At 70.0% G+C, this 22,384-nt stretch carries 19 protein-coding genes and 1 tRNA gene; 9 read left to right on the top strand and 11 right to left on the bottom strand.

Translation table 11 applies throughout. The features are described 5' to 3' along the window. Nucleotides 1-44: 44 nt before the first annotated feature. Genes ACZ39I_RS20770 through cydD form a run of 3 tightly spaced genes read left to right on the top strand, consistent with a single transcriptional unit; the run spans nt 45 to nt 6,145 of the window. Nucleotides 45-1,553 carry a cytochrome ubiquinol oxidase subunit I gene (locus tag ACZ39I_RS20770; protein ID WP_467245829.1) on the top strand — a complete coding sequence of 503 codons (1,509 nt, stop codon included), beginning with the start codon at nt 45-47 and terminating at the stop codon, nt 1,551-1,553. A gap of 18 nt (nt 1,554-1,571) precedes the next feature. Next, nucleotides 1,572-2,576 carry a cytochrome d ubiquinol oxidase subunit II gene (gene cydB, locus ACZ39I_RS20765; protein WP_467245828.1) on the top strand — a complete coding sequence of 335 codons (1,005 nt, stop codon included), beginning with the start codon at nt 1,572-1,574 and terminating at the stop codon, nt 2,574-2,576. Between the two features lie 59 nt (nt 2,577-2,635). Beyond that, nucleotides 2,636-6,145: a thiol reductant ABC exporter subunit CydD gene (gene cydD / locus ACZ39I_RS20760; protein WP_467245827.1), complete on the top strand. Its 3,510-nt coding sequence runs from the start codon at nt 2,636-2,638 to the stop codon at nt 6,143-6,145. A 40-nt stretch (nt 6,146-6,185) separates the two neighbouring features. Here cydD and ACZ39I_RS20755 read toward each other — a convergent pair whose 3' ends face one another. The 8 genes from ACZ39I_RS20755 to ACZ39I_RS20720 form a co-directional block, all read right to left on the bottom strand. After that, nucleotides 6,186-7,052, bottom strand: a complete 867-nt coding sequence (locus ACZ39I_RS20755) for an HAD-IIB family hydrolase (RefSeq protein WP_467245826.1) — start codon at nt 7,050-7,052, stop codon at nt 6,186-6,188. Between the two features lie 105 nt (nt 7,053-7,157). Next, on the bottom strand, nt 7,158-8,060 hold the full coding sequence (locus ACZ39I_RS20750) for an LLM class flavin-dependent oxidoreductase (protein WP_467245825.1): 903 nt from the start codon (nt 8,058-8,060) through the stop codon (nt 7,158-7,160). Nucleotides 8,061-8,112: 52 nt separating this feature from the next. Next, entirely contained in the window at nt 8,113-8,580 is a 468-nt protein-coding gene (locus tag ACZ39I_RS20745) for a hypothetical protein (protein WP_467245824.1), read from the bottom strand. Between the two features lie 36 nt (nt 8,581-8,616). Next, the gene (locus ACZ39I_RS20740; protein WP_467245823.1) at nt 8,617-9,189 is read right to left on the bottom strand and encodes an RNA 2'-phosphotransferase; all 573 of its coding nucleotides are present in this window, start codon (nt 9,187-9,189) and stop codon (nt 8,617-8,619) included. Nucleotides 9,190-9,311: 122 nt separating this feature from the next. Next, on the bottom strand, nt 9,312-10,250 hold the full coding sequence (locus ACZ39I_RS20735; protein ID WP_467245822.1) for a MerR family transcriptional regulator: 939 nt from the start codon (nt 10,248-10,250) through the stop codon (nt 9,312-9,314). Beyond that, nucleotides 10,247-11,116 (bottom strand): metal-dependent hydrolase, encoded by an 870-nt coding sequence (locus ACZ39I_RS20730; RefSeq protein WP_467245820.1) that lies wholly within the window; start codon nt 11,114-11,116, stop codon nt 10,247-10,249. The genes ACZ39I_RS20735 and ACZ39I_RS20730 overlap by 4 nt, the downstream gene beginning before the upstream one ends. Next, nucleotides 11,113-12,870: an SDR family oxidoreductase gene (locus tag ACZ39I_RS20725; RefSeq protein ID WP_467245819.1), complete on the bottom strand. Its 1,758-nt coding sequence runs from the start codon at nt 12,868-12,870 to the stop codon at nt 11,113-11,115. The genes ACZ39I_RS20730 and ACZ39I_RS20725 overlap by 4 nt, the downstream gene beginning before the upstream one ends. Next, the gene (locus tag ACZ39I_RS20720) at nt 12,867-13,709 is read right to left on the bottom strand and encodes a M24 family metallopeptidase (RefSeq protein ID WP_467245818.1); all 843 of its coding nucleotides are present in this window, start codon (nt 13,707-13,709) and stop codon (nt 12,867-12,869) included. Before ACZ39I_RS20720 ends, ACZ39I_RS20725 begins: the two co-directional genes overlap by 4 nt. A gap of 200 nt (nt 13,710-13,909) precedes the next feature. Here ACZ39I_RS20720 and ACZ39I_RS20715 point away from each other — a divergent pair, with 200 nt between their 5' ends. The 6 genes from ACZ39I_RS20715 to ACZ39I_RS20690 all read left to right on the top strand — a co-directional run bounded on the left by ACZ39I_RS20715 (nt 13,910) and on the right by ACZ39I_RS20690 (nt 18,092). Continuing rightward, a complete protein-coding gene (locus tag ACZ39I_RS20715; protein WP_352391444.1) occupies nt 13,910-14,899 on the top strand; it encodes an ABC transporter ATP-binding protein in 990 nt (329 codons plus the stop codon). Continuing rightward, complete coding sequence (locus ACZ39I_RS20710) at nt 14,889-15,797, top strand: ABC transporter permease subunit (RefSeq protein ID WP_352391409.1); 909 nt, start codon at nt 14,889-14,891, stop codon at nt 15,795-15,797. Before ACZ39I_RS20715 ends, ACZ39I_RS20710 begins: the two co-directional genes overlap by 11 nt. Then, entirely contained in the window at nt 15,794-16,705 is a 912-nt protein-coding gene (locus tag ACZ39I_RS20705; protein WP_352391408.1) for an ABC transporter ATP-binding protein, read from the top strand. The genes ACZ39I_RS20710 and ACZ39I_RS20705 overlap by 4 nt, the downstream gene beginning before the upstream one ends. Before the next feature lie 9 nt (nt 16,706-16,714). Continuing rightward, entirely contained in the window at nt 16,715-17,434 is a 720-nt protein-coding gene (locus ACZ39I_RS20700) for an ABC transporter permease subunit (protein ID WP_266562505.1), read from the top strand. 49 nt (nt 17,435-17,483) lie between these two features. Further along, nucleotides 17,484-17,738, top strand: coding sequence for an SGM_3592 family protein (locus ACZ39I_RS20695; RefSeq protein ID WP_451472215.1), 255 nt, complete (start codon nt 17,484-17,486; stop codon nt 17,736-17,738). 266 nt (nt 17,739-18,004) lie between these two features. After that, a tRNA-Ser gene (locus tag ACZ39I_RS20690) sits at nt 18,005-18,092 on the top strand. Nucleotides 18,093-18,676: 584 nt separating this feature from the next. On the opposite strand, the gene ACZ39I_RS20685 is transcribed toward ACZ39I_RS20690, so the two are convergent. The 3 genes from ACZ39I_RS20685 to pheA form a co-directional block, all read right to left on the bottom strand. Then, nucleotides 18,677-19,480, bottom strand: a complete 804-nt coding sequence (locus ACZ39I_RS20685; RefSeq protein WP_467245817.1) for an HAD family hydrolase — start codon at nt 19,478-19,480, stop codon at nt 18,677-18,679. Beyond that, nucleotides 19,477-20,754 (bottom strand): serine--tRNA ligase, encoded by a 1,278-nt coding sequence (gene serS / locus ACZ39I_RS20680; protein ID WP_467245816.1) that lies wholly within the window; start codon nt 20,752-20,754, stop codon nt 19,477-19,479. The genes ACZ39I_RS20685 and serS overlap by 4 nt, the downstream gene beginning before the upstream one ends. Nucleotides 20,755-21,285: 531 nt before the next feature. Next, a complete protein-coding gene (gene pheA, locus ACZ39I_RS20675; protein WP_467245815.1) occupies nt 21,286-22,218 on the bottom strand; it encodes a prephenate dehydratase in 933 nt (310 codons plus the stop codon). Nucleotides 22,219-22,384 lie beyond the last annotated feature (166 nt).

Genomic DNA, 22,384 nt, shown 5'->3' with positions numbered 1-22,384 from the left:
CACCCGCATTTGTTCCACAAGCCTGTGAGGTAAGGAGCGGCGACGTGGACCTGGCTCTGGCGCCGGAGACCCTGGCGCGCTGGCAGTTCGGCATCACCACCGTCTACCACTTCCTGTTCGTCCCCCTGACGATCTCCCTGGCCGCCCTCACGGCAGGCCTCCAGACCGCCTGGGTGCGTACGGAGAAGGAGAAGTACCTCAGGGCCACCAAGTTCTGGGGCAAGCTCTTCCTGATCAACATCGCGATGGGGGTCGTCACCGGCATCGTGCAGGAGTTCCAGTTCGGCATGAACTGGTCCGACTACTCGCGCTTCGTCGGCGATGTCTTCGGCGCCCCGCTCGCCTTCGAGGCTCTGATCGCCTTCTTTTTCGAGTCCACCTTCATCGGCCTGTGGATCTTCGGCTGGGACAAGCTGCCCAAGAAGATCCACCTGGCCTGCATCTGGATGGTCTCGATCGGCACGATCCTGTCGGCGTACTTCATCCTCGCCGCCAACTCGTGGATGCAGCACCCGGTCGGCTACCGGATCAACAAGGCGAAGGGCCGCGCGGAACTCACCGACTTCTGGGCGGTACTGACCCAGAACACCGCGCTCGCCCAGGTCTTCCACACGATGGCCGCCTGCTTCCTGACCGGTGGCGCCTTCATGGTCGGCATCGCGGCCTGGCACCTGTTCCGCAAGAAGCACATCCCTGTGATGAAGACCTCGCTGCGCCTCGGCCTGGTCACCGTGGTCATCGCCGGCATGCTCACCGCGATCAGCGGTGACACGCTCGGCAAGGTCATGTTCAAGCAGCAGCCGATGAAGATGGCGGCCGCCGAGGCCCTGTGGGACGGTCAGGACTCCGCACCCTTCTCGATCTTCGCCTACGGCGACGTGGAGAAGGGCCACAACAGCGTGGCCATCGAGATCCCGGGCCTGTTGTCCTTCCTCGCCAACGACGACTTCACCTCGTACATCCCCGGCATCAACGACGTCAACAAGGCCGAGCAGCAGAAGTACGGGCCGGGCGACTACCGGCCCAACATCCCCGTCACCTTCTGGGCCTTCCGCTGGATGATCGGCTTCGGCATGACGTCCTTCGCCGTCGGCCTCGCCGGACTCTGGCTGACCCGCAAGAAGTTCATGCTCCCGCAGCACCTGAGGGTCGCCGAGGACGAGGTGCCGCATCTGGTCCTCTTCAGGAACAAGGCCCTCAGCCCCAAGCTCGGCAGGCTCTACTGGCTCGCGGCGATCTGGACCCTCGGCTTCCCCCTGATCGCCAACTCCTGGGGCTGGATCTTCACCGAGATGGGCCGCCAGCCATGGGTCGTCTACGGCGTCCTGCAGACCCGGCACGCGGTCTCCCCCGGCGTCTCCCAGGCCGAGGTCCTCATCTCGATGCTCGTCTTCACGGCTCTGTACGCCATCCTCGCCGTCGTCGAGGTCAAGCTGCTCGTGAAGTACGTCAAGGCCGGCCCGCCGGAGCTCTCAGAGGCCGACCTCAACCCGCCCACGAAGATCGGCGGCGACACCAGTGACGCCGACAAGCCGATGGCCTTCTCGTACTAGGCCGAGGGAGATCGAGTCATGGAACTTCACGACGTCTGGTTCGTGCTCATCGCCGTCCTGTGGACCGGCTACTTCTTCCTGGAGGGCTTCGACTTCGGAGTCGGTGTCCTCACCAAACTGCTCGCCCGCGACCGGGCCGAGAAGCGCGTTCTGATCAACACCATCGGTCCCGTCTGGGACGGCAACGAGGTGTGGCTGCTGACGGCGGGCGGCGCGACCTTCGCCGCCTTCCCCGACTGGTACGCCACCCTTTTCTCCGGCTTCTATCTGCCGCTGCTGGTCATCCTGATCTGCCTGATCGTCCGCGGTGTCGCCTTCGAGTACCGGGCCAAGCGGCCCGAGGAGAACTGGCAGCGCAACTGGGAGACCGCCATCTTCTGGACCTCCCTCATCCCGGCGTTCCTGTGGGGCGTGGCCTTCGGCAACATCGTGCACGGGGTGAAGATCGACCAGCACTTCGAGTACGTCGGCACGCTCTGGGACCTGTTCAACCCGTACGCCCTGCTCGGCGGACTGGTGACGCTGACGCTGTTCACCTTCCACGGGACGGTGTTCACGGCTCTGAAGACCGTGGGGGAGATCCGGGAGAGGGCACGGAAGCTGGCACGCTGGGTCGGCCTGTTGGCCGCCGGTTTGGCACTGCTCTTCCTGCTCTGGACTCAGGTCGACAAGGGCGACGGCAAGAGCCTGGTCGCGATGGTCGTGGCTGTCGCCGCCCTGGTTGCCGCGCTGGCGGCCAACCGGGCCGGACGGGAAGGCTGGTCGTTCGCGCTGTCCGGCCTCACCATCGTGGCCACGGTCGCGATGTTCTTCCTGACGCTGTTCCCGAACGTCATGCCGTCCTCGCTCAACGCGGACTGGAGCCTTACGGTCACCAACGCTTCGTCGAGCCCGTACACCCTGAAGATCATGACGTGGCTGGCGGCCATCGCAACTCCCCTCGTGATGCTCTACCAGGGCTGGACCTACTGGGTCTTCCGCAAGCGCATCGGCACCCAGCACATCGCCGAAGCCGCGCACTGAGCCCGATGTGGGGCATGTTTCACGTGAAACATGCCCCCTGAGAAGAGGGTGTGTTTCACGTGAAACCGATCGACCCGCGCCTGCTTCGATACACCCGGGCCACCCGCCGCTTCCTGGTGGCCGTCGTCGGCCTGGGTGGCGTCGGGGCCCTGCTGGTCATCGCTCAGGCGATGCTCGTCGCCGAGATCGTGGTCGGCGCGTTCCAGCACGGCCTGACGATCGCCGGACTCCGCACTCCCCTGCTGCTGTTGGCGGCCGTCGCCGTCGGCCGTGGAATCGTCGCCTGGCTCACCGAACTCGCCGCACACCGGGCGAGCGCGGCAGTGAAATCAGAGCTGCGGGGACGGCTGCTGGAGCGGGCCACCGCACTGGGGCCCGGGTGGCTGAGCGGGCAGCGGACGGGATCACTGGTCGCCCTCGCCACCAGGGGAGTCGACGCCCTCGACGACTACTTCTCGCGCTATCTCCCCCAGTTGGGGTTGGCGGTGGTCGTGCCGGTGGCGGTGCTGGCGCGGATCGTGACCGAGGACTGGGTCTCGGCGGCCATCATCGTCGGGACCCTGCCACTCATTCCGGTCTTCATGATGCTGATCGGCTGGGCCACGCAGTCCCGGATGGACCGTCAGTGGCGGCTGCTGTCCCGACTGTCCGGGCACTTTCTGGATGTCGTCGCGGGACTGCCGACCCTGAAGGTGTTCGGCCGGGCCAAGGCACAGGCCGAGTCGATCCGGCGCATCACCGGCGAGTACCGGCAGGCGACCATGCGGACGCTGCGCATCGCCTTCATCTCCTCCTTCGCCCTGGAGTTGCTGTCCACGCTCTCGGTGGCGCTGGTCGCCGTGACGATCGGGATGCGTCTCGTCCACGGCGAGATGCACCTGTACGACGGCCTGGTCATCCTCATCCTTGCTCCCGAGGCGTATCTGCCCCTGCGGCAGGTGGGCGCGCAGTATCACGCGGCGGCGGAGGGGCTGGCCGCCGCCGAGGAGATCTTCGCGGTGCTGGAGACACCGGTACCGGCATCGGGTACGGCTGCGGTGCCCGCCGGTGCGCTGGCCTTCGAGCAGGTCACGGTCAGGTACCCCGGCCGTTCCGGGGACGCTGTCACCAACGTCTCCTTCGAGGTCGCACCTGGGGAGACGGTCGCGCTGGTCGGGCCCAGCGGGGCGGGCAAGTCGACACTGCTGAACGTCCTGCTGGGATTCGTGCGGCCGGCCGAGGGGCGGGTGCGGATCGGGGCAACCGATCTCGCCGAGGTCGACCTGGAGGAGTGGCGGTCGCGCATCGCGTGGGTGCCGCAGCGGCCGCAGCTCTTCGCCGGGACGATCGCCGAGAACGTACGGCTGGCACGCCCCGACGCCGACGAGACCGCGGTACGGCGGGCGTTGGCGGACGCGGGGGCGCTGGAGTTCGTCGACGCCCTGCCTCTGGGGGCCGACACCGTGCTCGGCGAGGACGGGGCCGGGCTGTCCGCCGGGCAGCGGCAACGGCTCGCGCTGGCCCGGGCGTTTCTCGCGGACCGGCCAGTACTGCTCCTGGACGAGCCGACCGCGGCGCTCGATGGAGCCACCGAGGCGGAGGTCGTGGCGGCGGTACGGCGGCTGGCGGCCGGGCGGACGGTGCTGCTGGTGGTGCACCGGCCGGCGTTGCTCGGGTTGGCGGACCGGGTGGTGCGGCTGGCGGAGCCGGCGGCACCGGCACCGGCTCCGGTGGACGGAATGGCCAGGACGCCCACGGTACGCACCGTCGAGGACAGCGGCCCCGCTTCCGGCGAACCCGGGACGACCGAGCTTCCGGCACAGGCGCGCAGTGTTCTCGCCCGCGTCCGCGCCATGTCCGGCCCCCGCCGAGGCCGGCTCGCGCTCGCGTTGCTGCTCGGCAGCCTGGCACTCGGCAGCGCCGTGGGTCTGATGGCCACCTCCGGGTGGCTGATCTCGCGAGCCTCACAGCAGCCGCCCGTGCTGTATCTGATGGTGGCCGTGACGGCGACCCGCGCCTTCGGGATCGGGCGGGCCGTGTTCCGGTACGCGGAGCGCCTGGTGTCGCACGACGCCGTGCTGCGCATGCTCGCCGACACCCGGGTCGCCGTGTACCGGCGCCTGGAGCGACTGGCGCCCGCCGGTCTGCGTACGGCCCGCCGGGGGGATCTGCTCTCGCGGCTCGTGTCCGACGTGGATGCCCTCCAGGACTACTGGCTGCGCTGGCTGCTGCCCGCCGGTGCCGCCGTCGTGGTGTCGGCGGCCTCCGTGGGTTTCACGGCCTGGCTGCTGCCGGAGGCCGGTGCCGCGCTGGCCGCGGGCCTGCTGGCCGCCGGTGTCGGTGTCCCGCTTCTCACGGGAGCCGTCGCCCGCCGGGCCGAGCGCAGGCTCGCCCCCGCCCGCGGGGAACTGGCGACCCGCGTGACCGATCTCCTCACCGGGACCGCGGAGCTGACCGTCGCAGGCGCCCTACCCGCCCGTGCCGCGGAGGCACGGCGGGCCGACGGCGTCCTCACCCGGATCGCCTCCCGCGCCGCCACCGCCACCGCACTCGGGGACGGCCTCACCGCCCTGATCTGCGGCCTGACCGTCACCGCCACCGCCCTCGTCGGCGCCCAGGCGGTCGCCTCCGGGCGGCTCGGCGGGGTCGCCATGGCCGTCGTCGTGCTCACTCCGCTGGCAGCCTTCGAGGCCGTCCTCGGGCTTCCGCTCGCCGTGCAGTACCGCCAGCGGGTGCGCCGGAGCGCGGAACGCGTCCACGAAGTGCTGGACGCGCCCGAGCCGGTACGGGAGCCGGAGCACGCCCGGCAGGCACCCGCCTCGCCGTTCCCGGTCGTCCTCAAGGGGCTGACCGCGCGGCACGAGGGGCAGGACCGGGATGCGCTCGCGGGCCTCGACCTGGCCCTCGCGCAGGGCCGGAGGATCGCCGTGGTCGGCACCTCCGGCTCCGGCAAGACGACGCTCGCCCAGGTGCTGCTGCGCTTCCTGGACGCGGCGGCCGGCACCTACACCCTGGGCGGCGTGGACGCCTACGGGCTGCACAGCGACGACGTACGGCGGCTGGTGGGGCTGTGCGCCCAGGACGCCCACCTCTTCGACAGCTCGGTGCGCGAGAACCTGCTCCTCGCGAAGAAGGACGCCGGCGAGGAGGAACTGCGCGACGCACTGAGGCGTGCCCGTCTGCTCGACTGGGCCGAGAGCCTGCCCGACGGGCTCGACACCCTGGTCGGCGAGCACGGGGCGTGGCTGTCCGGCGGTCAGCGCCAGCGGCTCGCACTGGCCCGGGCGCTGCTCGCCGACTTCCCCGTCCTCGTGCTGGACGAGCCCGCCGAGCATCTCGACCTGCCCACCGCCGACGCGCTCACCGCCGATCTGCTGGCCGCCACCGAGGGCCGTACGACACTCCTCATCACGCACCGTCTGGCAGGACTGGAGTCGGTGGACGAGGTCGTCGTACTCGACCAGGGGCGGGTCGCGCAGCGGGGTGCCTACGCGGAGTTGGCGGGTGTGGAGGGGCCGTTGCGGACGATGGTCCAGCGGGAGGCGGAGTCGGAGCTCCTGGTGGCGGCACGCGGGGTGCCGGCCGGCTGAGCCGAGCGTGGGTCGTGGCTCGGCCGAGCCACGACCTCACCTACAGCTGCTCCAGCATCCGCTCGATCACGACGGCCACCCCGTCGTCGTTGTTGGCGACGGTCTGGCCCGAGGCCGCCGCGATCACGTCCGGGTGGGCGTTGCCCATCGCGTACGACTGTCCTGCCCAAGTGAGCATCTCGACGTCGTTGGGCATGTCCCCGAAGGCGACGACCTGCTCGTGCGAGATCCCGCGCTCGGCGCAGCACAGGGCGAGCGTGCTGGCCTTGGAGACGCCGGGTCCGCTGATCTCCAGCAGGGCGCTGGGGCTGGACCGGGTGACGTTGGCACGCTCGCCGATGGCCAGGCGCGAGAGGGTGAGGAAGGCGTCCGGGTCCATCGAGGGGTGGTAGGCGAGGATCTTCAGTACCGGCTCGTCGGCACCGGGACCGTCCTCGGCCAGCAGGTCCTCGGCGGGTGCGAGGTTGTCCGGGATCTCCATGTGCAGCTTGGGATAGTCCGGCTCCTGGTGGAAGCCGTACGTCTGCTCCACCGCGTACACCGTGCCGGCTGCCGCGTCCCGCAGCAGCCGTACCGCGTCCAGCGCGTTCTCCCGGGCCAGCTCGCGCACCTTCACGAACCGGTGGGCGCCGGGGCCGCCGTGCAGGTCGACCACCGCCGCGCCGTTGCCGCAGATGGCGAGGCCGTGCCCATGGACGTGGTCGCTGACGACGTCCATCCAGCGGGCCGGGCGGCCGGTGACGAAGAAGACCTCGATGCCGGCATCCTCGGCGGCGGCGAGGGCCGCGACCGTGCGGGGGGACACCGACTTGTCGTCGCGCAGCAGAGTGCCGTCCAGATCGGTGGCGATCAGGCGCGGCGGTATGCCGGCGGCCGGGGTCTGGGGCTGTCGAGTCGCTGAGGTCACCCGCCCATTCTCCCGCACATGCCCGCACGACCGACCGCGCGGGTGCCCGCACAGCTGAGACATGAATGACCCGGGGCGGGCCGCACCCGCCCCGGTACCGCCGTCTCAGCCCAGCTGTGCCGGTGCCTCCATGGCGATCTGCTCGAAGACCTTCTCCTCGGCGGCGAAGTCCGAGTCGGGGATCGGCCAGTGGATCACGAGCTCCGTGAAACCGAGCTCCCGGTGGCGGCCCGCGAAGTCGACGAACGCGTCGAGGGACTCCAGCGGGCGGCCGCGGTCCGGGGTGAAGCCGGTGAGCAGGATCTTGTCCAGTGTGTTCACGTCCCGGCCGAGAGCGGCGCAGGTGTCGGTGAGCTTGTCGACCTGGCCGCGAAGGGCCTGCAGGGACTGCGCGGGTGTGCCGTTCTCGTACAGCTTCGGGTCACCGGTGGTCACCCACGCCTGCCCGTGGCGTGCGGCGAGTTTCAGGCCGCGCGGCCCGGTGGCGGCCACGGCGAAGGGCAGCCGGGGCCGCTGGAGGCAGCCGGGGATGTTCCGGGCCTCGTGCGCCGAGTAGAAGTCGCCCTCGTAGGACACGGAGTCCTCGCTGAGCAGGCGGTCGAGCAGCGGGACGAACTCGGCGAGCCGGTCGGCACGCTCGCGCGGGCTCCAGGGGTCCTGGCCGAGTGCGGTGGCGTCGAAGCCGGTGCCGCCCGCGCCGATGCCGAGGGTGACGCGGCCGCCGGAGATGTCGTCGAGGGTGATCAGTTCCTTGGCCAGGGTCACCGGGTGCCGGAAGTTCGGCGAGGTCACCAGGGTGCCCAGGCGCAACCGGTCGGTGACGCCCGCGGCGCCGGTCAGCGTGGGAACGGCCCCGAACCAGGGCCCGTCACGGAAGGTGCGCCAGGACAGGTGGTCGTAGGTGTATCCGGTGTGGAAGCCGAGCTGTTCCGCGCGCTGCCATGTCTCGCGGCCCCCCTCGTTCCAGCGGCGGTGGGGGAGGATCACGGTACTCAGACGCAGACTCATGTGTCCGAGCGTATGCGCCGGGCCGTGTTTCACGTGAAACAGTGACACACGGTCACTGTCGGCGATCGCTGAGCCAGGGGCTGAGGCCGACCGGGATGAACTCCTTGTGCACGCGGTCGCCCGGCAGCGGCACCATCAGGAAATGGCTGGGCGGGAAGCGGCGCGCCTTCACCCAGGCGTGGCCTTCGTAGAGGGCGCGGAGGAAGGCGGGGACGTCGTCGCGGGCGACGTCGGGGCATTCGACTCCGTCGACGGTGATCAGGGCGTCGTCGTCCGGGAACAGGCGCACATCCACCCGGGGCCGTCCCCCGAGCTCGACGTAGGCCTCGTGGGGCAGGGTGCCGTCCGGGTCGGTGGTGACGCCGACGCCCGCGGCGCTGCGGCGGGAGGTCTGGTCGGCGCCGATGTCGTGGGTCACCTCGATGGAGAGCCCGTACTCGGCGGCGAGGGTACGGAGGGCGGTGACGGCGGCCTCGGTGGTGGGGAGGTGGTCCCTGCCGTTGTCCATGGTGTCGATCATCTCCCACCGGGTTCCGTGCGACGTTCAGCGCGACTTTCAGTGCGACTCGGGAAGCCGCAGGTAGCGCGGTGGCACAGCCTGGGTCAGCCACACCCCGTTCGCGCTGACGTGGAAGACGTGGCCGTCGCGGTGCATGGCTCCCGCGTCCACGGAGAGCACGACGGGACGGCCGCGGCGGGCGCCGACCCGGGTCGCGGTCTCGCGGTCGGCGGACAGATGCACGTCGTGCCGGTTCATGGGGCGCAGTCCCTCGACGCGGATCGCGTCCAGATGGCGGGCCACGGTCCCGTGGTAGAGGTAGGGCGGCGGAGTGGCCGGTGGCAGGCCGAGGTCGACGTCGATGCTGTGGCCCTGGCTGGCGCGGATGCGGGTGCCGTCGATCGCGAAGCGCTGTTTGTCGTTGGCGGCGACCACGTGGTCCAGCTCGTCCCGGGTGATGCGGAAGCCGTGCGCGCCGGCCGCGGCGATCAGCACGTCGATCTCGACCCAGCCGGCCTCGTCGAGCGTGAGCCCGATCCGTTTGGGCTGGTGGCGCAGGTGCTTCGAGAGGTACTTCGACACCTTGACGGTGCGTCTCTCGTCCCTCTCGCGTGGCTTGTTCTCGTTCATCCCGCCAGGGTGCCGGGAGAGACGTGAATCACGCGAATGATTTTGGCCCGGATGTTTGATCCACAACCAAGTGTAGTTATCCACAGGCTACTTGGCGTTTCTGTGGACAACTCCCTGTCATGTCAGCCCTCTTCGTCAAGATCGACTGGGGGATGCCCACTTGACGTGAGCGCATCCAACCTCCTTGCGCGCACCTCCCGTTCAGCCGCCAGTACAAAGAACTCCGCCACCTGCTCAGCCCCAACCAGCCCTTCCACCGCCCGCATCGTCTCCTCGGGCACGGCCACGGAACGTGACGCCCCACCCCCATCCGGCGCCTTCCCGGGGTCGAGGTGCTGCCGCAGCTGCCGTACCGCCAACAGCCGCATCGCGCGCGCGAGTTCGGCGTCCACGGTTTGCTGGGCGAGGGGCCGCAGCCGTCGTACGAGTGAGGCTGCTTCGGTGGCGTCGGCGTCGGTCGGCCGGTGCGGTCCTTGCAGGTAGCGGGCGAAGACGTGCTCGGTGGTGAACTCCAGGAAGCGGGCGGCGATGTGCTCGACCTGACCCCTCAACTCCCGTAGATGGTCCGAGATCGCGGAGAGCGGGACTCCGGCCGCGTGCAACTCGACGGCCACGGCGAGCTCTTGGGGGCTCGGCACGAGGAAGGAGTCCTCGTCGCCGGGCACCGGCTCCAGCACACCGAGCTCCACCGCCTCGGCGACGGCGGCCTCGTCGGGGATGCCGCCGAAGCGTGTGTCCAGTTCGGCGCGGGAGATCCGGACGGCCTCCTCGTCGGTCCACGGGCCGTCGACCTCGGCGACCAGTCCGAGGATCCCGCCGAGGCCGCGGCCGGAGTCGTAGGCCTCCAGGAGCTCCTTGATGGAGGCCAGGCCGTAGCCTCGGTCGAGGAGGTCGGCAATCTGCCGCAGCCGGGCGAGGTGGGTGTCGGTGTAGAGGTTGGCGCGGCCGCGGCGCTCGGGGCGGGGGAGCAGTCCGCGGTCCTGGTAGGCGCGGATGGTGCGGACGGTGGCGCCGCTGAGGTGGGCGAGGTCCTCGATCCGGTAGGCAGGGGTGTCGCTCACGAGGCCGCCCTCGCCGCCGGTGACCGCTTCAGATACTCCACCGCACGGCTCAACGACCCTTCCCGCGAGGGGTGGTAGGACCGCCGCAGATATCGCGGTACGGCCGCGCCCAGTTCCCGCCAGGCCGGCAGCAGACCCTTTCGTACGGCCTTCTCGTGCTCCTTGAGGGTGTAGCGCAGCCGCCCGGCCAGCTGTGGATCGTGGCGTATCAGGTAGGCCGTCCCCCGTACCCACAGGTGCAGCATCACCGGGGCCGTCACCGCCATGCCCGCGATCCGGCGGGCGTAGCGGGGTGTGCCGGTGCCGCCGCAGTGCTGGTACATGTCGAAGGCGACCGCGCGGTGTTCGACCTCCTCGGCGCCGTGCCAGCGCAGCAGGTCGAGCATGACCTCGTCGGCGCCGGCCCGGTCGAGGCCGTCGGCGGCCAGGACCCAGTCGCCGAGCACCGCCGTGAACTGCTCGACAGCGGCGACGACCGACAGCCGGAACCGCAGCCACTCGCGCGCGGGGACGGGCGCGTTGAAGGGTGGGCGCTCGCCGAGCAGACGCTGGAAGAGGAAGTCGACGTACTTGGTGAAGGCGGCGGTGTCGAGCCGCTGCGCCGCAAGGTGGTCCAGTACGTGCGTGTGCTGGACGCTGTGCGTGGCCTCCTGGCCCATGAACCCCTTGACGTCGGCCAGGAGTTCGGGGTCCCCGACCAGCGGCAGTGCCTCTTTGAAGACCTTCACGAACCAGCGCTCCCCCGCCGGCAGCAGCAGGTGCAGCACGTTGATGACGTGGGTGGCGGTGGGCTCGTCGGGGATCCAGTGCAGGGGAGTGCGGGACCAGTCGAAGGCCACTCGGCGCGGGGCGATCCGGTGGCTCACTGCGGCGGCTCCAGCCGTGCGATCGCCCGGAGTGCCTTCGGCGCCCACCGGGCCAGGGCGTACGCGCCGCGGGCCTCAGGGGTGACCGGTACGACGGCCTGGTTGCGCACGACCGCCTTCAGGATCGCGTCGGCGACCTTCTCGGGCGGGTAGTTCCGCAGCTTGTAGAGGCGTGCCGTGCGCTTCTGGCGGCGTTTCTCCTCCTCGGCGTCGACGCCCGCGAAGCGCGCGGTGGAGGTGATGCCGGTGTTGACGAAGCCGGGGCAGATCGCCGAGACACCGATCCCCCGGCCCGCCAGTTCCGCGCGCAGGCTCTCGCTGAGCATGAGGACGGCGGCCTTGGAGGTGCCGTAGGCGGCCAGCGCCCTGGAGGGCTGGTAGGCGGCCGCCGAGGCGGTGTTGACGATGTGGCCGCCCTGTCCGCGCTCGGCCATCTGCCTGCCGAAGAGGCGGCAACCGTGGATGACGCCCCACAGGTTGACGTCGAGGACCTTCTTCCAGTCGTCGACGGTGGTGTCGAAGAAGGAGCCGCCGAGGCCGATGCCGGCGTTGTTGACCAGGACGTCCACCACGCCGTATTCGGCGGCGACCTTGTCGGCGAGCTTCTCCATGGCCTGTTCGTCGGAGACGTCGACGGTCTCCGCCCAGGACTCGGGGGCGCCGAGCAGCCGGGACAGTTCGGCGGTGCGGGCGGCGGACTCGGCGTCCCGGTCGACGGCCACCACGCGCGCACCGGCCTCGGCGAACGCGAACGCGGTGGCCCGCCCGATGCCGCTGCCCGCGCCGGTGATCAGGACGAGCTGTCCGCCGAACCGGTCGGCGTACTTCCCGGTAGCCGAGGCAGCGGTCCGGCCGCCTTCGACGGACGTCACGAACTCCGTGATCCACGCCGCCAGCTGGTCGGGCCGGGAGCGGGGGATCCAGTGCTTGGCGGGGAGGGTGCGCCGGGTCAGCTGTGGTACCCACTGCTCCAGGCCGTCGTAGAGCTTCTCCGAGAGGAACGCGTCCCCCAGGGGCGTGATGAGCTGCACGGGCGCGTGTGCGTACGCGTCGGTGCGCGGGCGGCGCAGCCGGGAGCGGACGTTGTCCCGGTACAGCCAGGCGCCGTGGGCGGCGTCGGTGGGCAGCGAGGGGGTCGGGTAGCCATTGGCGGGGACCTTCTCGGCGCGCTCCAGCATGCGGGGCCAGGCCCTGCCGAGCGGGCCGCGCCAGGCCAGTTCGGGCAGGACGGGGGTGTACAGCGCGTACACGTACCAGGACTTGGCGCCCTGAGCGAGGAGTTGGCCGACCCGGCGGGGGGTGGGGCGCCTGAGGCGGCCGGCGATCCAGTGGCCGAAGTGGTCGAGGGAGGGTCCGGACATCGAGGTGAAGGAGGCGATGCGGCCCTCGGTGCGCCGGACGGTGACGAACTCCCAGGCCTGCACCGAGCCCCAGTCGTGTCCGACCAGGTGCACGGGCCGGTCCGGGCTGACGGCGTCCGCGACGGCCAGGAAGTCGTCCGTCAGCTTCTCCAGGGTGAACCCTCCGCGCAGCGGCTTCGGGGCCGTCGAGCGGCCATGGCCTCGGACGTCGTAGAGGACGACGTGGAAGCGGCCGGCGAGCCGGGAGGCGACCTCGGACCAGACCTCCTTGCTGTCCGGGTAGCCGTGCACCAGGACCACGGTCGGCTGCCCCGGGTCGCCGAGTTCGGCCACGCACAGGTCGACGCCGCCGGTCCGTACCCGGCGCTCGCGTGCACCTTCGAGCAAGGTCACTTCTCCTCCGCCCAGCGCCGCACGTGCGGCAGATCGTCGTCCAGCCAGAAGGCGCTCTGCTCGGGGTCCTCGGAGTCGGTGACGACCAGGATCTCCTCGAACTTGGCGCCGGTGCCCCGGAAGCCGAGGTGGGGTTCGACCGCCCACAGGCCCGGCTGCGGCGGGTGGTCGGAGAAGCGGTACGGCGACCACAGGGGCGACCAGCCCGCACGGTGACCGCGCAGCGCGTCGGCCGCCAGACCCTTGAGGGACTGGGTGCCGAACCCGAACACATGCGGTGTCCAGCGGCGCTGCTCGACCTGGTCGATCTTGTGGGCGATCACCCCGAAGGGGTACGCGCGGTGCCGGTTGGCGTAGCCCTGGCGGACCATGAGGCGGTCGACGTCCTCGTAGATCTCGCGCAGTGACCGTCGCTCGCGGACCTCGCGCAGGATCAGCTCGCGGTGGGCCTCCAGGTCGGCCATCAGCCTGTCCTGGACGGGGTTGCCGCCGAGCGAGCCGGAGTAGCCGATGTCCGCGGTGTATCCCTCGTAGATCGGGGCCATGTCCAGGATGAACGGCATCCCGGGCTCCAGGCGGCGGTCGGTGGGGAAGAACTGGAGCGGGACGCGGAAGCCCGTGAACGCCGTGCGGTCCCCGAACCAGGCGAAGGGCAGATGGAACCAGTCCCGTACGCCCCGCTCGCGCAGCCATGCGCGCTGCATCCGGGCGGCCTGCCGCTCGGTGATGCCGGGTTCCAGCCGGGCCGCGACCGCCTCCGCGCACTCGTACGCGAGCCGCTGGACCTGCCGGAATCCCCGCAACCGGGTGGAGAGTCCGCTGTTCACTGCCGTCGTCATGCCGCCTCGTCCCCGTCGACTGCGGTACGTGTCCGTAACGTGACACTGGCGAATGTGACAGTCATCAGAGGCTGCGTCAAGAGGGTGAGTGAGACCTCAGGGTGACCCTTAGGTGCCCGTACATCTGGAGTCTGATGCCGATGCAGCTCTACGGAGTGACGACCTGAGTGGTCCGCATCACTACCGTCTATGACGTGACTGTGATCGCGACCGAAAGCCTGAGCAAGCGGTTCCCCCGGGTGACCGCGCTTGACCGGCTCTCCTTGGACGTCGGACCCGGTGTTACCGGACTCGTCGGCGCCAACGGAGCCGGCAAGTCCACCATGATCAAGATCCTGCTGGGTCTGTCCCCCGCCTCCGAGGGCCGTGCCGAAGTGCTCGGGCTCGACGTCGCGACGAAGGGCGCCGCCATCCGCGAGCGGGTCGGCTACATGCCGGAGCACGACTGCCTGCCGCCCGACGTCTCGGCCACCGAGTTCGTCGTGCACATGGCCCGCATGTCCGGTCTGCCGCCCACCGCCGCCCGCGAGCGCACCGCGGACACCCTGCGCCATGTCGGTCTCTACGAGGAGCGCTACCGCCCCATCGGCGGCTACTCCACCGGCATGAAGCAGCGCGTGAAGCTCGCGCAGGCCCTGGTGCACGACCCGCAGCTGGTCCTCCTCGACGAGCCGACCAACGGCCTCGACCCGGTCGGCCGCGACGACATGCTGGGCCTGATCCGCCGCATCTACACGGACTTCGGCATCTCGGTCCTGGTCACCTCGCACCTGCTGGGCGAGCTGGAGCGCACCTGCGACCACGTCGTCGTCATCGACGGCGGCAAGCTCCTGCGCTCCAGCTCCACCACCGACTTCACCCAGATCACGACGACCCTCGCGGTCGAGGTCACCGACACCGACGAGCACCCGGACGGCACCCGCGCGGTGCGCGAGGCGCTCCACGCGCGCGGGGTGGAGGTCCTCGACTCCCGGAGCGGTCTGCCGGGCGCCGGCCACGTCCTGCTGCTGACCGCACAGGGCGAGGACACCTACGACGTCGTCCGGGACGTCGTCGCCGACCTCGGCCTCGGCCTGGTGCGCATGGAGCAGCGCAGGCACCACATCTCGGAAGTCTTCACCAACGAGGACTCGAGCGCGGGCTCGAGCGACACAGCGCACCGGAAGGAGGCCGTCGGACATGGCAATTGAGCACCCTGTCACCGCCCCCTCGGGCGACCAGACCCGCATCCACAACATCGGCTACCGCACCTACGACGGCCCTCGCCTGGGCCGCTCCTACGCCACCCGCTCGCTCTACTCGCAGTCCCTGCGCGGTGCCTACGGTCTCGGCCGCTCGGTCAAGTCCAAGGTGCTGCCGATGCTGCTGTTCGTCGTGATGTGCGTGCCCGCGGCCATCATGGTGGCCGTCGCGGTCGCCACCAAGGCGAACGACCTGCCCGTCGACTACACCCGCTACGCGATCATCATGCAGGCCGTCATCAGCCTGTACGTCGCCTCGCAGGCCCCTCAGTCCGTCTCGCGCGACCTGCGCTTCAAGACCGTGCCGCTGTACTTCTCGCGGCCCATCGAGACCGCCGACTACGTGCGCGCGAAGTACGCGGCGCTGGCCTCCGCGATGTTCATCCTCACCGCTGCCCCCCTGGTCGTGCTCTATGTGGGCGCGCTGCTGGCCAAGCTGGACTTCACCGACCAGACCAAGGGGTTCGGGCAGGGACTCGTCTCGGTGGCGCTGCTCTCGCTGCTCTTCGCCGGTATCGGCCTGGTCATCGCGTCGGTCACCCCGCGCCGCGGCTTCGGCATCGCTGCCGTCATCGCCGTCATGACCATCTCCTACGGCGCGGTCTCCACCCTCCAGGCCATCGCCGACGCCCAGGGCAGCTCCAGTGCCGTCCCGTGGATCGGCCTGTTCTCGCCGATCACGCTCATCGACGGACTGCAGTCCGCGTTCCTCGGCGCGAGCTCGGCGTTCCCGGGAGCGGTCGGCCCGTCGAACGGCGAGGGCGTGGTCTACGTCCTGGCCGTACTCGGTCTGATCGCCGCGAGCTACGGCCTCCTGATGCGCCGCTACAAGAAGGTGGGACTGTGACCACGCTCCAGATCGACCATGTCTCCCGCTGGTTCGGCAACGTGGTCGCCGTCAACGACATCACCATGACGATCGGCCCCGGCGTCACCGGCCTCCTCGGCCCCAACGGCGCCGGGAAGTCCACCCTCATCAACATGATGGGCGGCTTCCTCGCCCCGTCCACCGGCACCGTCACCCTCGACGGACAGCAGGTGTGGCGCAACGAGGCGATCTACAAGCACATCGGCATCGTCCCCGAGCGCGAGGCGATGTACGACTTCCTCACCGGCCGCGAATTCGTCGTCGCCAACGCCGAGTTGCACGGACTCGGCGCCAAGGCCGCCCAGAAGGCGCTGGCCACGGTCGAGATGGAGTACGCGCAGGACCGCAAGATCTCGACGTACTCCAAGGGCATGCGCCAGCGCGTGAAGATGGCGTCCGCCCTGGTCCACGAGCCCTCGCTGCTCCTGCTCGACGAGCCGTTCAACGGCATGGACCCGCGTCAGCGCATGCAGCTCATGGACCTGCTGCGGCGCATGGGCGACGAGGGCCGCACCGTGCTGTTCTCCTCGCACATCCTCGAAGAGGTCGAGCAGCTCGCCTGGCACATCGAGGTCGTCGTCGCGGGCCGGCACGCGGCCAGCGGCGACTTCCGCAAGATCCGCCGCCTGATGACGGACCGCCCGCACCGCTACCTGGTGCGCTCCAGCGACGACCGCGCCCTCGCGGCCGCGCTGATCGCCGACCCGTCGACGTCCGGCATCGAAGTCGACCTGGCGGAAGGCGCGTTGCGCATCCAGGCCGTCGACTTCGGCCGCTTCACCACGCTGTTGCCCAAGGTCGCGCGCGACCACGGCATCCGGCTGCTCACGGTCTCGCCGTCCGACGAGTCGCTCGAGTCCGTCTTCTCGTATCTCGTCGCGGCGTAGGAGGCCAAGATGTACGACCCCACAGTCGCCCGACTCACCTACCGGGCCCTGCTCGGCCGACGCCGGGCCCTCATCCTGGGCGCCCTGCCCCTGCTGCTGATCGTGATCTCCGTGATCGTGCGCGCGCTGGTCGGCGCCGACGACCAGACCGCCTCCGACCTGCTGGGCGGGCTCGCGCTCGCCACCATGGTGCCGATCATCGGTGTCATCGCGGGAACCGGCGCGATCGGCCCGGAGATCGACGACGGCTCGGTGGTGTACCTGCTGTCCAAGCCGGTCAAGCGGCCGACGATCATCTTCACCAAGCTGATCGTGGCGATCGCCGTGACGATGGTGTTCTCGGCCCTGCCGACGCTGATCGCGGGCTTCATCCTCAACGGCAACGGCCAGCAGATCGCCGTCGCCTACACGGTGGCCGCGCTGGTCTCCTCGATCGCCTACGCGGCGCTCTTCCTGCTGCTCGGCACGGTGTCCCGGCACGCGGTGGTCTTCGGGCTCGTCTACGCGCTGGTCTGGGAGGCCCTGTTCGGGTCCCTGGTCGCCGGGGCGAGGACCTTGAGCGTCCAGCAGTGGTCGCTGGCCGTTGCCCACAAGGTCGCCGGCGGGGACCTGGTCACCTCGGACGTCGGGCTGCCGACGGCCACGGTGCTGCTGGTCGTGGTGACCGTCCTCGCGACCTGGTACGCGGGACAGAAGCTGCGGTCGCTGACGCTGGCGGGCGAGGAGTAGGCGCCCTCAAGTAGCGCTGACATCCCGCTTATTGACAGGGACTTCATCGTTGTCCGGCCACACTGGGCACAGGGGAAGGTCCGGCTGCGAGTCGAAGGGAACGGGCATGGCAGACGACTGGGACGACCTGGTCCTGGACGAGGACTTCATACGGTCCGCGGGGACGACCGAGCCGTCTGCCCGTGCCCGGATGCTGGCGGCGCGCTGGCGTGACGAGGAGCCCGAACCGCAGCCCTGGCGCTCCGACGAGCCGCCTGCCGGGTGGTTCTTCAGCAAGCGCCGACGGCGGTGGCGGCGCCGGTAGGTTCGAACACGCGGCCGTATTTAATCGGTGGCGCCCAACTCGGCGTACCGGCAGAGTGGTTGTTGTCCACACCGCCGGACGACGGTCCGGCGCCACGTTCTGGGGAGGAGTCGGACGATGTCCATGCACGACAGTACGTCCAGCTCCCGCCAGGGCAGCCCGCGGAGAACTCCGGTGTAGTTACGCCACCGTCGAGTCCACCCGCAGGTAGCCCGGGGCGGCCGCTTCGAGCACGCGATGTCGCTCTCGCGTGAGGCCGCCCACCCGGAGGATTGGCCGAGTGGTAAGGCACCGGCTTGCTAAGCCGTGGTCGGGCCTGAAAAGCCCGCGCACGTTCGATTCGTGCATCCTCCGCGAGACGTTGTCACTGGGACTGGGCCGGGTTTATCGGCCCGAGTACGTCAAGATAGCCGGTCGTTTCGGCTCGGTGTTGCCGCGGCCGTCGATCCAGTCAGGGGGCTGAGCTTCTGCGGCCCGGGAACCTGCCCGTGCAGGCGGCCACCGTCAAGGACGTGGTCGAGGAGCGCTGCGGTGGGCGGGCCGGTTGCCGCGTGATCACCGGACCAACTCGGCCTCCGGCAGCGCGCCGCGGTGGGGCCGGCGATGGCACCGGCCTCCGTCGAACTCCCGGCTCGAGCCGGGCAACACGCGGCAGTAGGCCCCCGTACACGCGTGGGCTTCCGCCGAGGTCCTAAACCTGGGCCGGGCTACGCGCCGCAGTGGGACCGGCAAATGGTGTCGGCCTTCGACGAGCTTCGGTGCAGCACAGGCAGCGTCCCGCCGTAGGAACCCGTGCACCCGTCGGCCTTCGAGGAGCTCCTGGCCGAGCCGGGCACCACCCCGTACACACTCCGGCACAGCCAGGCCCTGCCCCTCGGCGGCCCGGCCCCGTGTTCTGGTTTGACGAGCTTCTCGGCTCGCCGGACGCCGCGTAGCCGTCAGCCGAGCAAGCGCTCCAGTACCACCGCGATCCCGTCCTCCTCGTTGGAGGACGTCACCTCGTCGGCCACTGCCTTGAGTTCCTCGTGGGCGTCCGCCATCGCCACGCCGTAGGACGCCCAGGCGAACATCGGGATGTCGTTGGGCATGTCGCCGAAGGCGATCGTGTCCGCGGCCTTCAGCCCCAGGCGGCGGGCCGCCAGGGACAGACCGGTCGCCTTCGACAGGCCCAGCGGGAGCAGTTCGACGATGCCCTCACCCGACATCGCGACCGTGACGAAGCCACCCGCGGCCCGCTGCGCCGCCTCGGCCAGTTCGTCGTCCGACAGCTCGGGATGCTGCACGTAGATCTTGTTCAGCGGGGCGGCCCACAGATCCGACGCGTCCGTGAACGGCATCGACGGCAGAGCACCCGTCACCGCGTAGCCCGGCCCGACCAGCACGTCGCCGTCGAGGCCGTCGCGGCTCGCCGCCAGGTACAGCGGACCGACCTCCGCCTCGATCTTCGCGAGGGCCACGCCCGCCAGCTGCCGGTCCAGCGTGACCGACGTCAGCAGACGGTGCTCACCGGCGTGGTACACCTGCGCGCCCTGCCCGCAGACCGCGAGACCGTCGTAACCGAGGTCGTCGAGGATGTGCCGGGTCCAGGGGACCCCGCGTCCCGTCACGACGATGTGGGCGGCGCCCGCCGCGGTGACCGCGGCGAGCGCGTCACGGGTGCGCCGGGAGACCGACTCGTCGGAGCGCAGGAGCGTGCCGTCGAGGTCGGTCGCGACCAGCCGGTACGGAAAGGACTGGCTCACTTGGCGACCGGCTCCAACAGCTCCCGGCCGCCCAGATACGGACGCAGCACCTCGGGCACCCGTACCGAACCGTCGGCCAGCTGGTGGTTCTCCAGGATCGCCACGATCGTGCGCGGTACGGCGCACAGCGTGCCGTTGAGCGTCGCCAGCGGCTGGACCTTCTTGCCGTCCCGCATCCGCACGGACAGGCGGCGGGCCTGGAAGCCGTCGCAGTTGGAGGCCGAGGTCAGCTCGCGGTACTTGCCCTGGGTCGGGATCCACGCCTCGCAGTCGAACTTGCGGGAGGCGGAGGCGCCGAGGTCGCCCGAGGCCACGTCGATGACCTGGAACGGCAGTTCAAGACCGGTCAGCCACTGCTTCTCCCAGTCCAGGAGCCGCTGGTGCTCGTTCTCCGCGTCCTCGGGGGCGACATAGGAGAACATCTCGACCTTGTCGAACTGGTGCACACGGAAGATGCCCCGAGTGTCCTTGCCGTAGGTGCCGGCCTCGCGGCGGAAGCACGGCGAAAAGCCGGCGTAGCGCAGCGGCAGCTTGTCGGCGTCCAGGATCTCGTCCATGTGGTACGCGGCGAGCGGGACCTCGGAGGTGCCGACCAGGTAGTAGTCGTCCTTCTCCAGGTGGTAGACGTTCTCCGCGGCCTGGCCGAGGAAGCCGGTGCCCTCCATGGCGCGCGGGCGGACCAGCGCGGGGGTGAGCATCGGGGTGAAGCCGGCCGCGGTGGCCTGGGCGATCGCCGCGTTGACAAGCGCGAGCTCCAGGAGCGCGCCGACGCCGGTCAGGTAGTAGAAGCGCGAGCCGGACACCTTGGCGCCGCGCTCGACGTCGATGGCGCCCAGCGCCTCGCCCAGCTCCAGGTGGTCCTTGGGCTCGAAGCCCTCGGCGCCGAAGTCGCGGATGGTGCCGTGCGTCTCCAGGACGACGAAGTCCTCCTCGCCGCCCACGGGGACGTCGGGGTGGACGAGGTTGCCGAGCTGCGACGCGAGGCGCTTGGTCTCCTCGTCGGCGTCGTTCTGCGCGGCCTCGGCGGCCTTGACGTCGGTCTTGAGCTGCTCCGCCTTCTGGAGCAGCTCGGCGCGCTCCTCCGGAGTGGCCTTGGGGATGAGCTTGCCGAGCGCCTTCTGCTCGGAACGCAGCTCGTCGAAGCGGACGCCGGACGACCTGCGCCGCTCGTCGGCAGACAGGAGGGCGTCGACGAGGGCGACGTCCTCTCCACGGGCGCGCTGGGACGCGCGCACTCGGTCGGGGTCCTCACGGAGCAGGCGAAGGTCAATCACGCGGTCAAGGCTACCGGTGCGGGGACAGGGCCTACGACTCACTATTCCCAGCCGTACCGAATCATCGCTTACGTGCCGTTATGGGTGAATTGCGGAGCGTGTCAATAAAAGGCGTCCGGGGTCCCCGGCAAGAAGCATGCGTGGAGGGCCGGGTTGACTCGACTCCCTTGTGCGGGCAGGGACTTGGCGTGCCGTTGTCCACAGGGATCCACACCCCTCGAGAAGTTATCCACAGGGTGTGCGGAGGATCTGTGGATTTCGGAATTGATCACGTCGAAACCTGAGGATCACACCGAGGATTCCCATCGCAAACCCACTTCTACCGCTACTTTCGAGTGGAAAGTGGTCACCCCAAAGGATTACCTAAAGGAAAACAGTGGACGAAGGGTGACCTGCGTGCGTGTGGACACGAGTGGGCCTTGAGGGGCGATTTGTCGACAGGGTCACCTTTTGTTGTCGACTTGTCCCCAGGTCGAGAAGCGGACCTGTGGATAACTCCTGTGGATAACTAAAATCTGCAGGTAGGACCGGTTAGAAACGGCCGTCCTGGCACCGGGCCACCCAGTCCGACGCCGCCACGAACTCCTCGTCCGAGGTGCCGACGAGCGGCGCCCGCAGCTCCGCCGGCTCTTTGTCCGCACGCGGGTACGAACCGAGGAAACGCACCTCGTGGCAGACCCGCTTCAGCCCCATCAGTGCTTCCGCCACCCGGCGGTCGGTGATGTGGCCCTCGGCGTCGATGCAGAAGCAGTAGTTGCCGATGCCGGCGCCCGTGGGCCGGGACTGGAGCAGCATCAGGTTGATGCCGCGGGTGGCGAACTCGCCGAGCAGGTCGCGCAGTCCGCCGGGGTGGTCGTCGCGCTGCCACAGCACGACGGACGTCTTGTCGGCTCCGGTGGGTGCGGCGGGCCGGGCCGGGCGGCCGACCAGCACGAACCGCGTCTGCGCGTTCTCGGCGTCGTGGATCCCGGTCTCCAGCGCCTGGAGGCCGTACCGGGCGGCCGCGAACTCGCCGGCGAAGGCCGCGTCGTACTGCCCCTCTTGGACCAGCCGGGCGGCGTCCGCGTTCGAGGCGGCCGACTCCCAGTGGACGTCCGGGAGGTGTTTCTTCAGCCAGTTGCGCACCTGCGGCTGGGCGGCGGGGTGCGCGGAGACCGTCTTGATGTCCGTGAGTTCGGTGCCCGGCCTGACCAGCAGCGCGAAGGTGATCGACAGCAGCACCTCGCGGTAGATCACCAGCGGGGCACCCGCGACCAGTTCGTCGAGGGTGGTGGTGATGCCGCCCTCGACGGAGTTCTCGATCGGCACGAACGCGGCCTCGGCCTCGCCCGCGCGCACCGCGTCCAGCGCGGACTGCACCGACACGTACGGGATCAGCTGCCGGGTCGCCGCCTCGGGAAGCGTCCGGAGCGCGACTTCGGTGAAGGTCCCCTCAGGGCCGAGATACGCATAGCTCGCTGGCATGACCTCACCCTAATGGCCCTTGCGGGACGGGAGGCACTTGTCTCACGAGTGCCCCTCCGCTGAGTGAAACCGCGTGACCGCAGGCCCTGCGCGGCCGTTCGCGCGAACGCCGCCGTCCGCCTCGTACGGCCGCCCCCGCCTCGTACGGGCCGCCCCCCGCCTCGTA

It is taken from the genome of Streptomyces sp. NPDC024687 (genome assembly GCF_055559055.1).
Note: the sequence above shows the minus strand (reverse complement) of the source record. Positions and strands in the feature narration are given on the sequence as shown.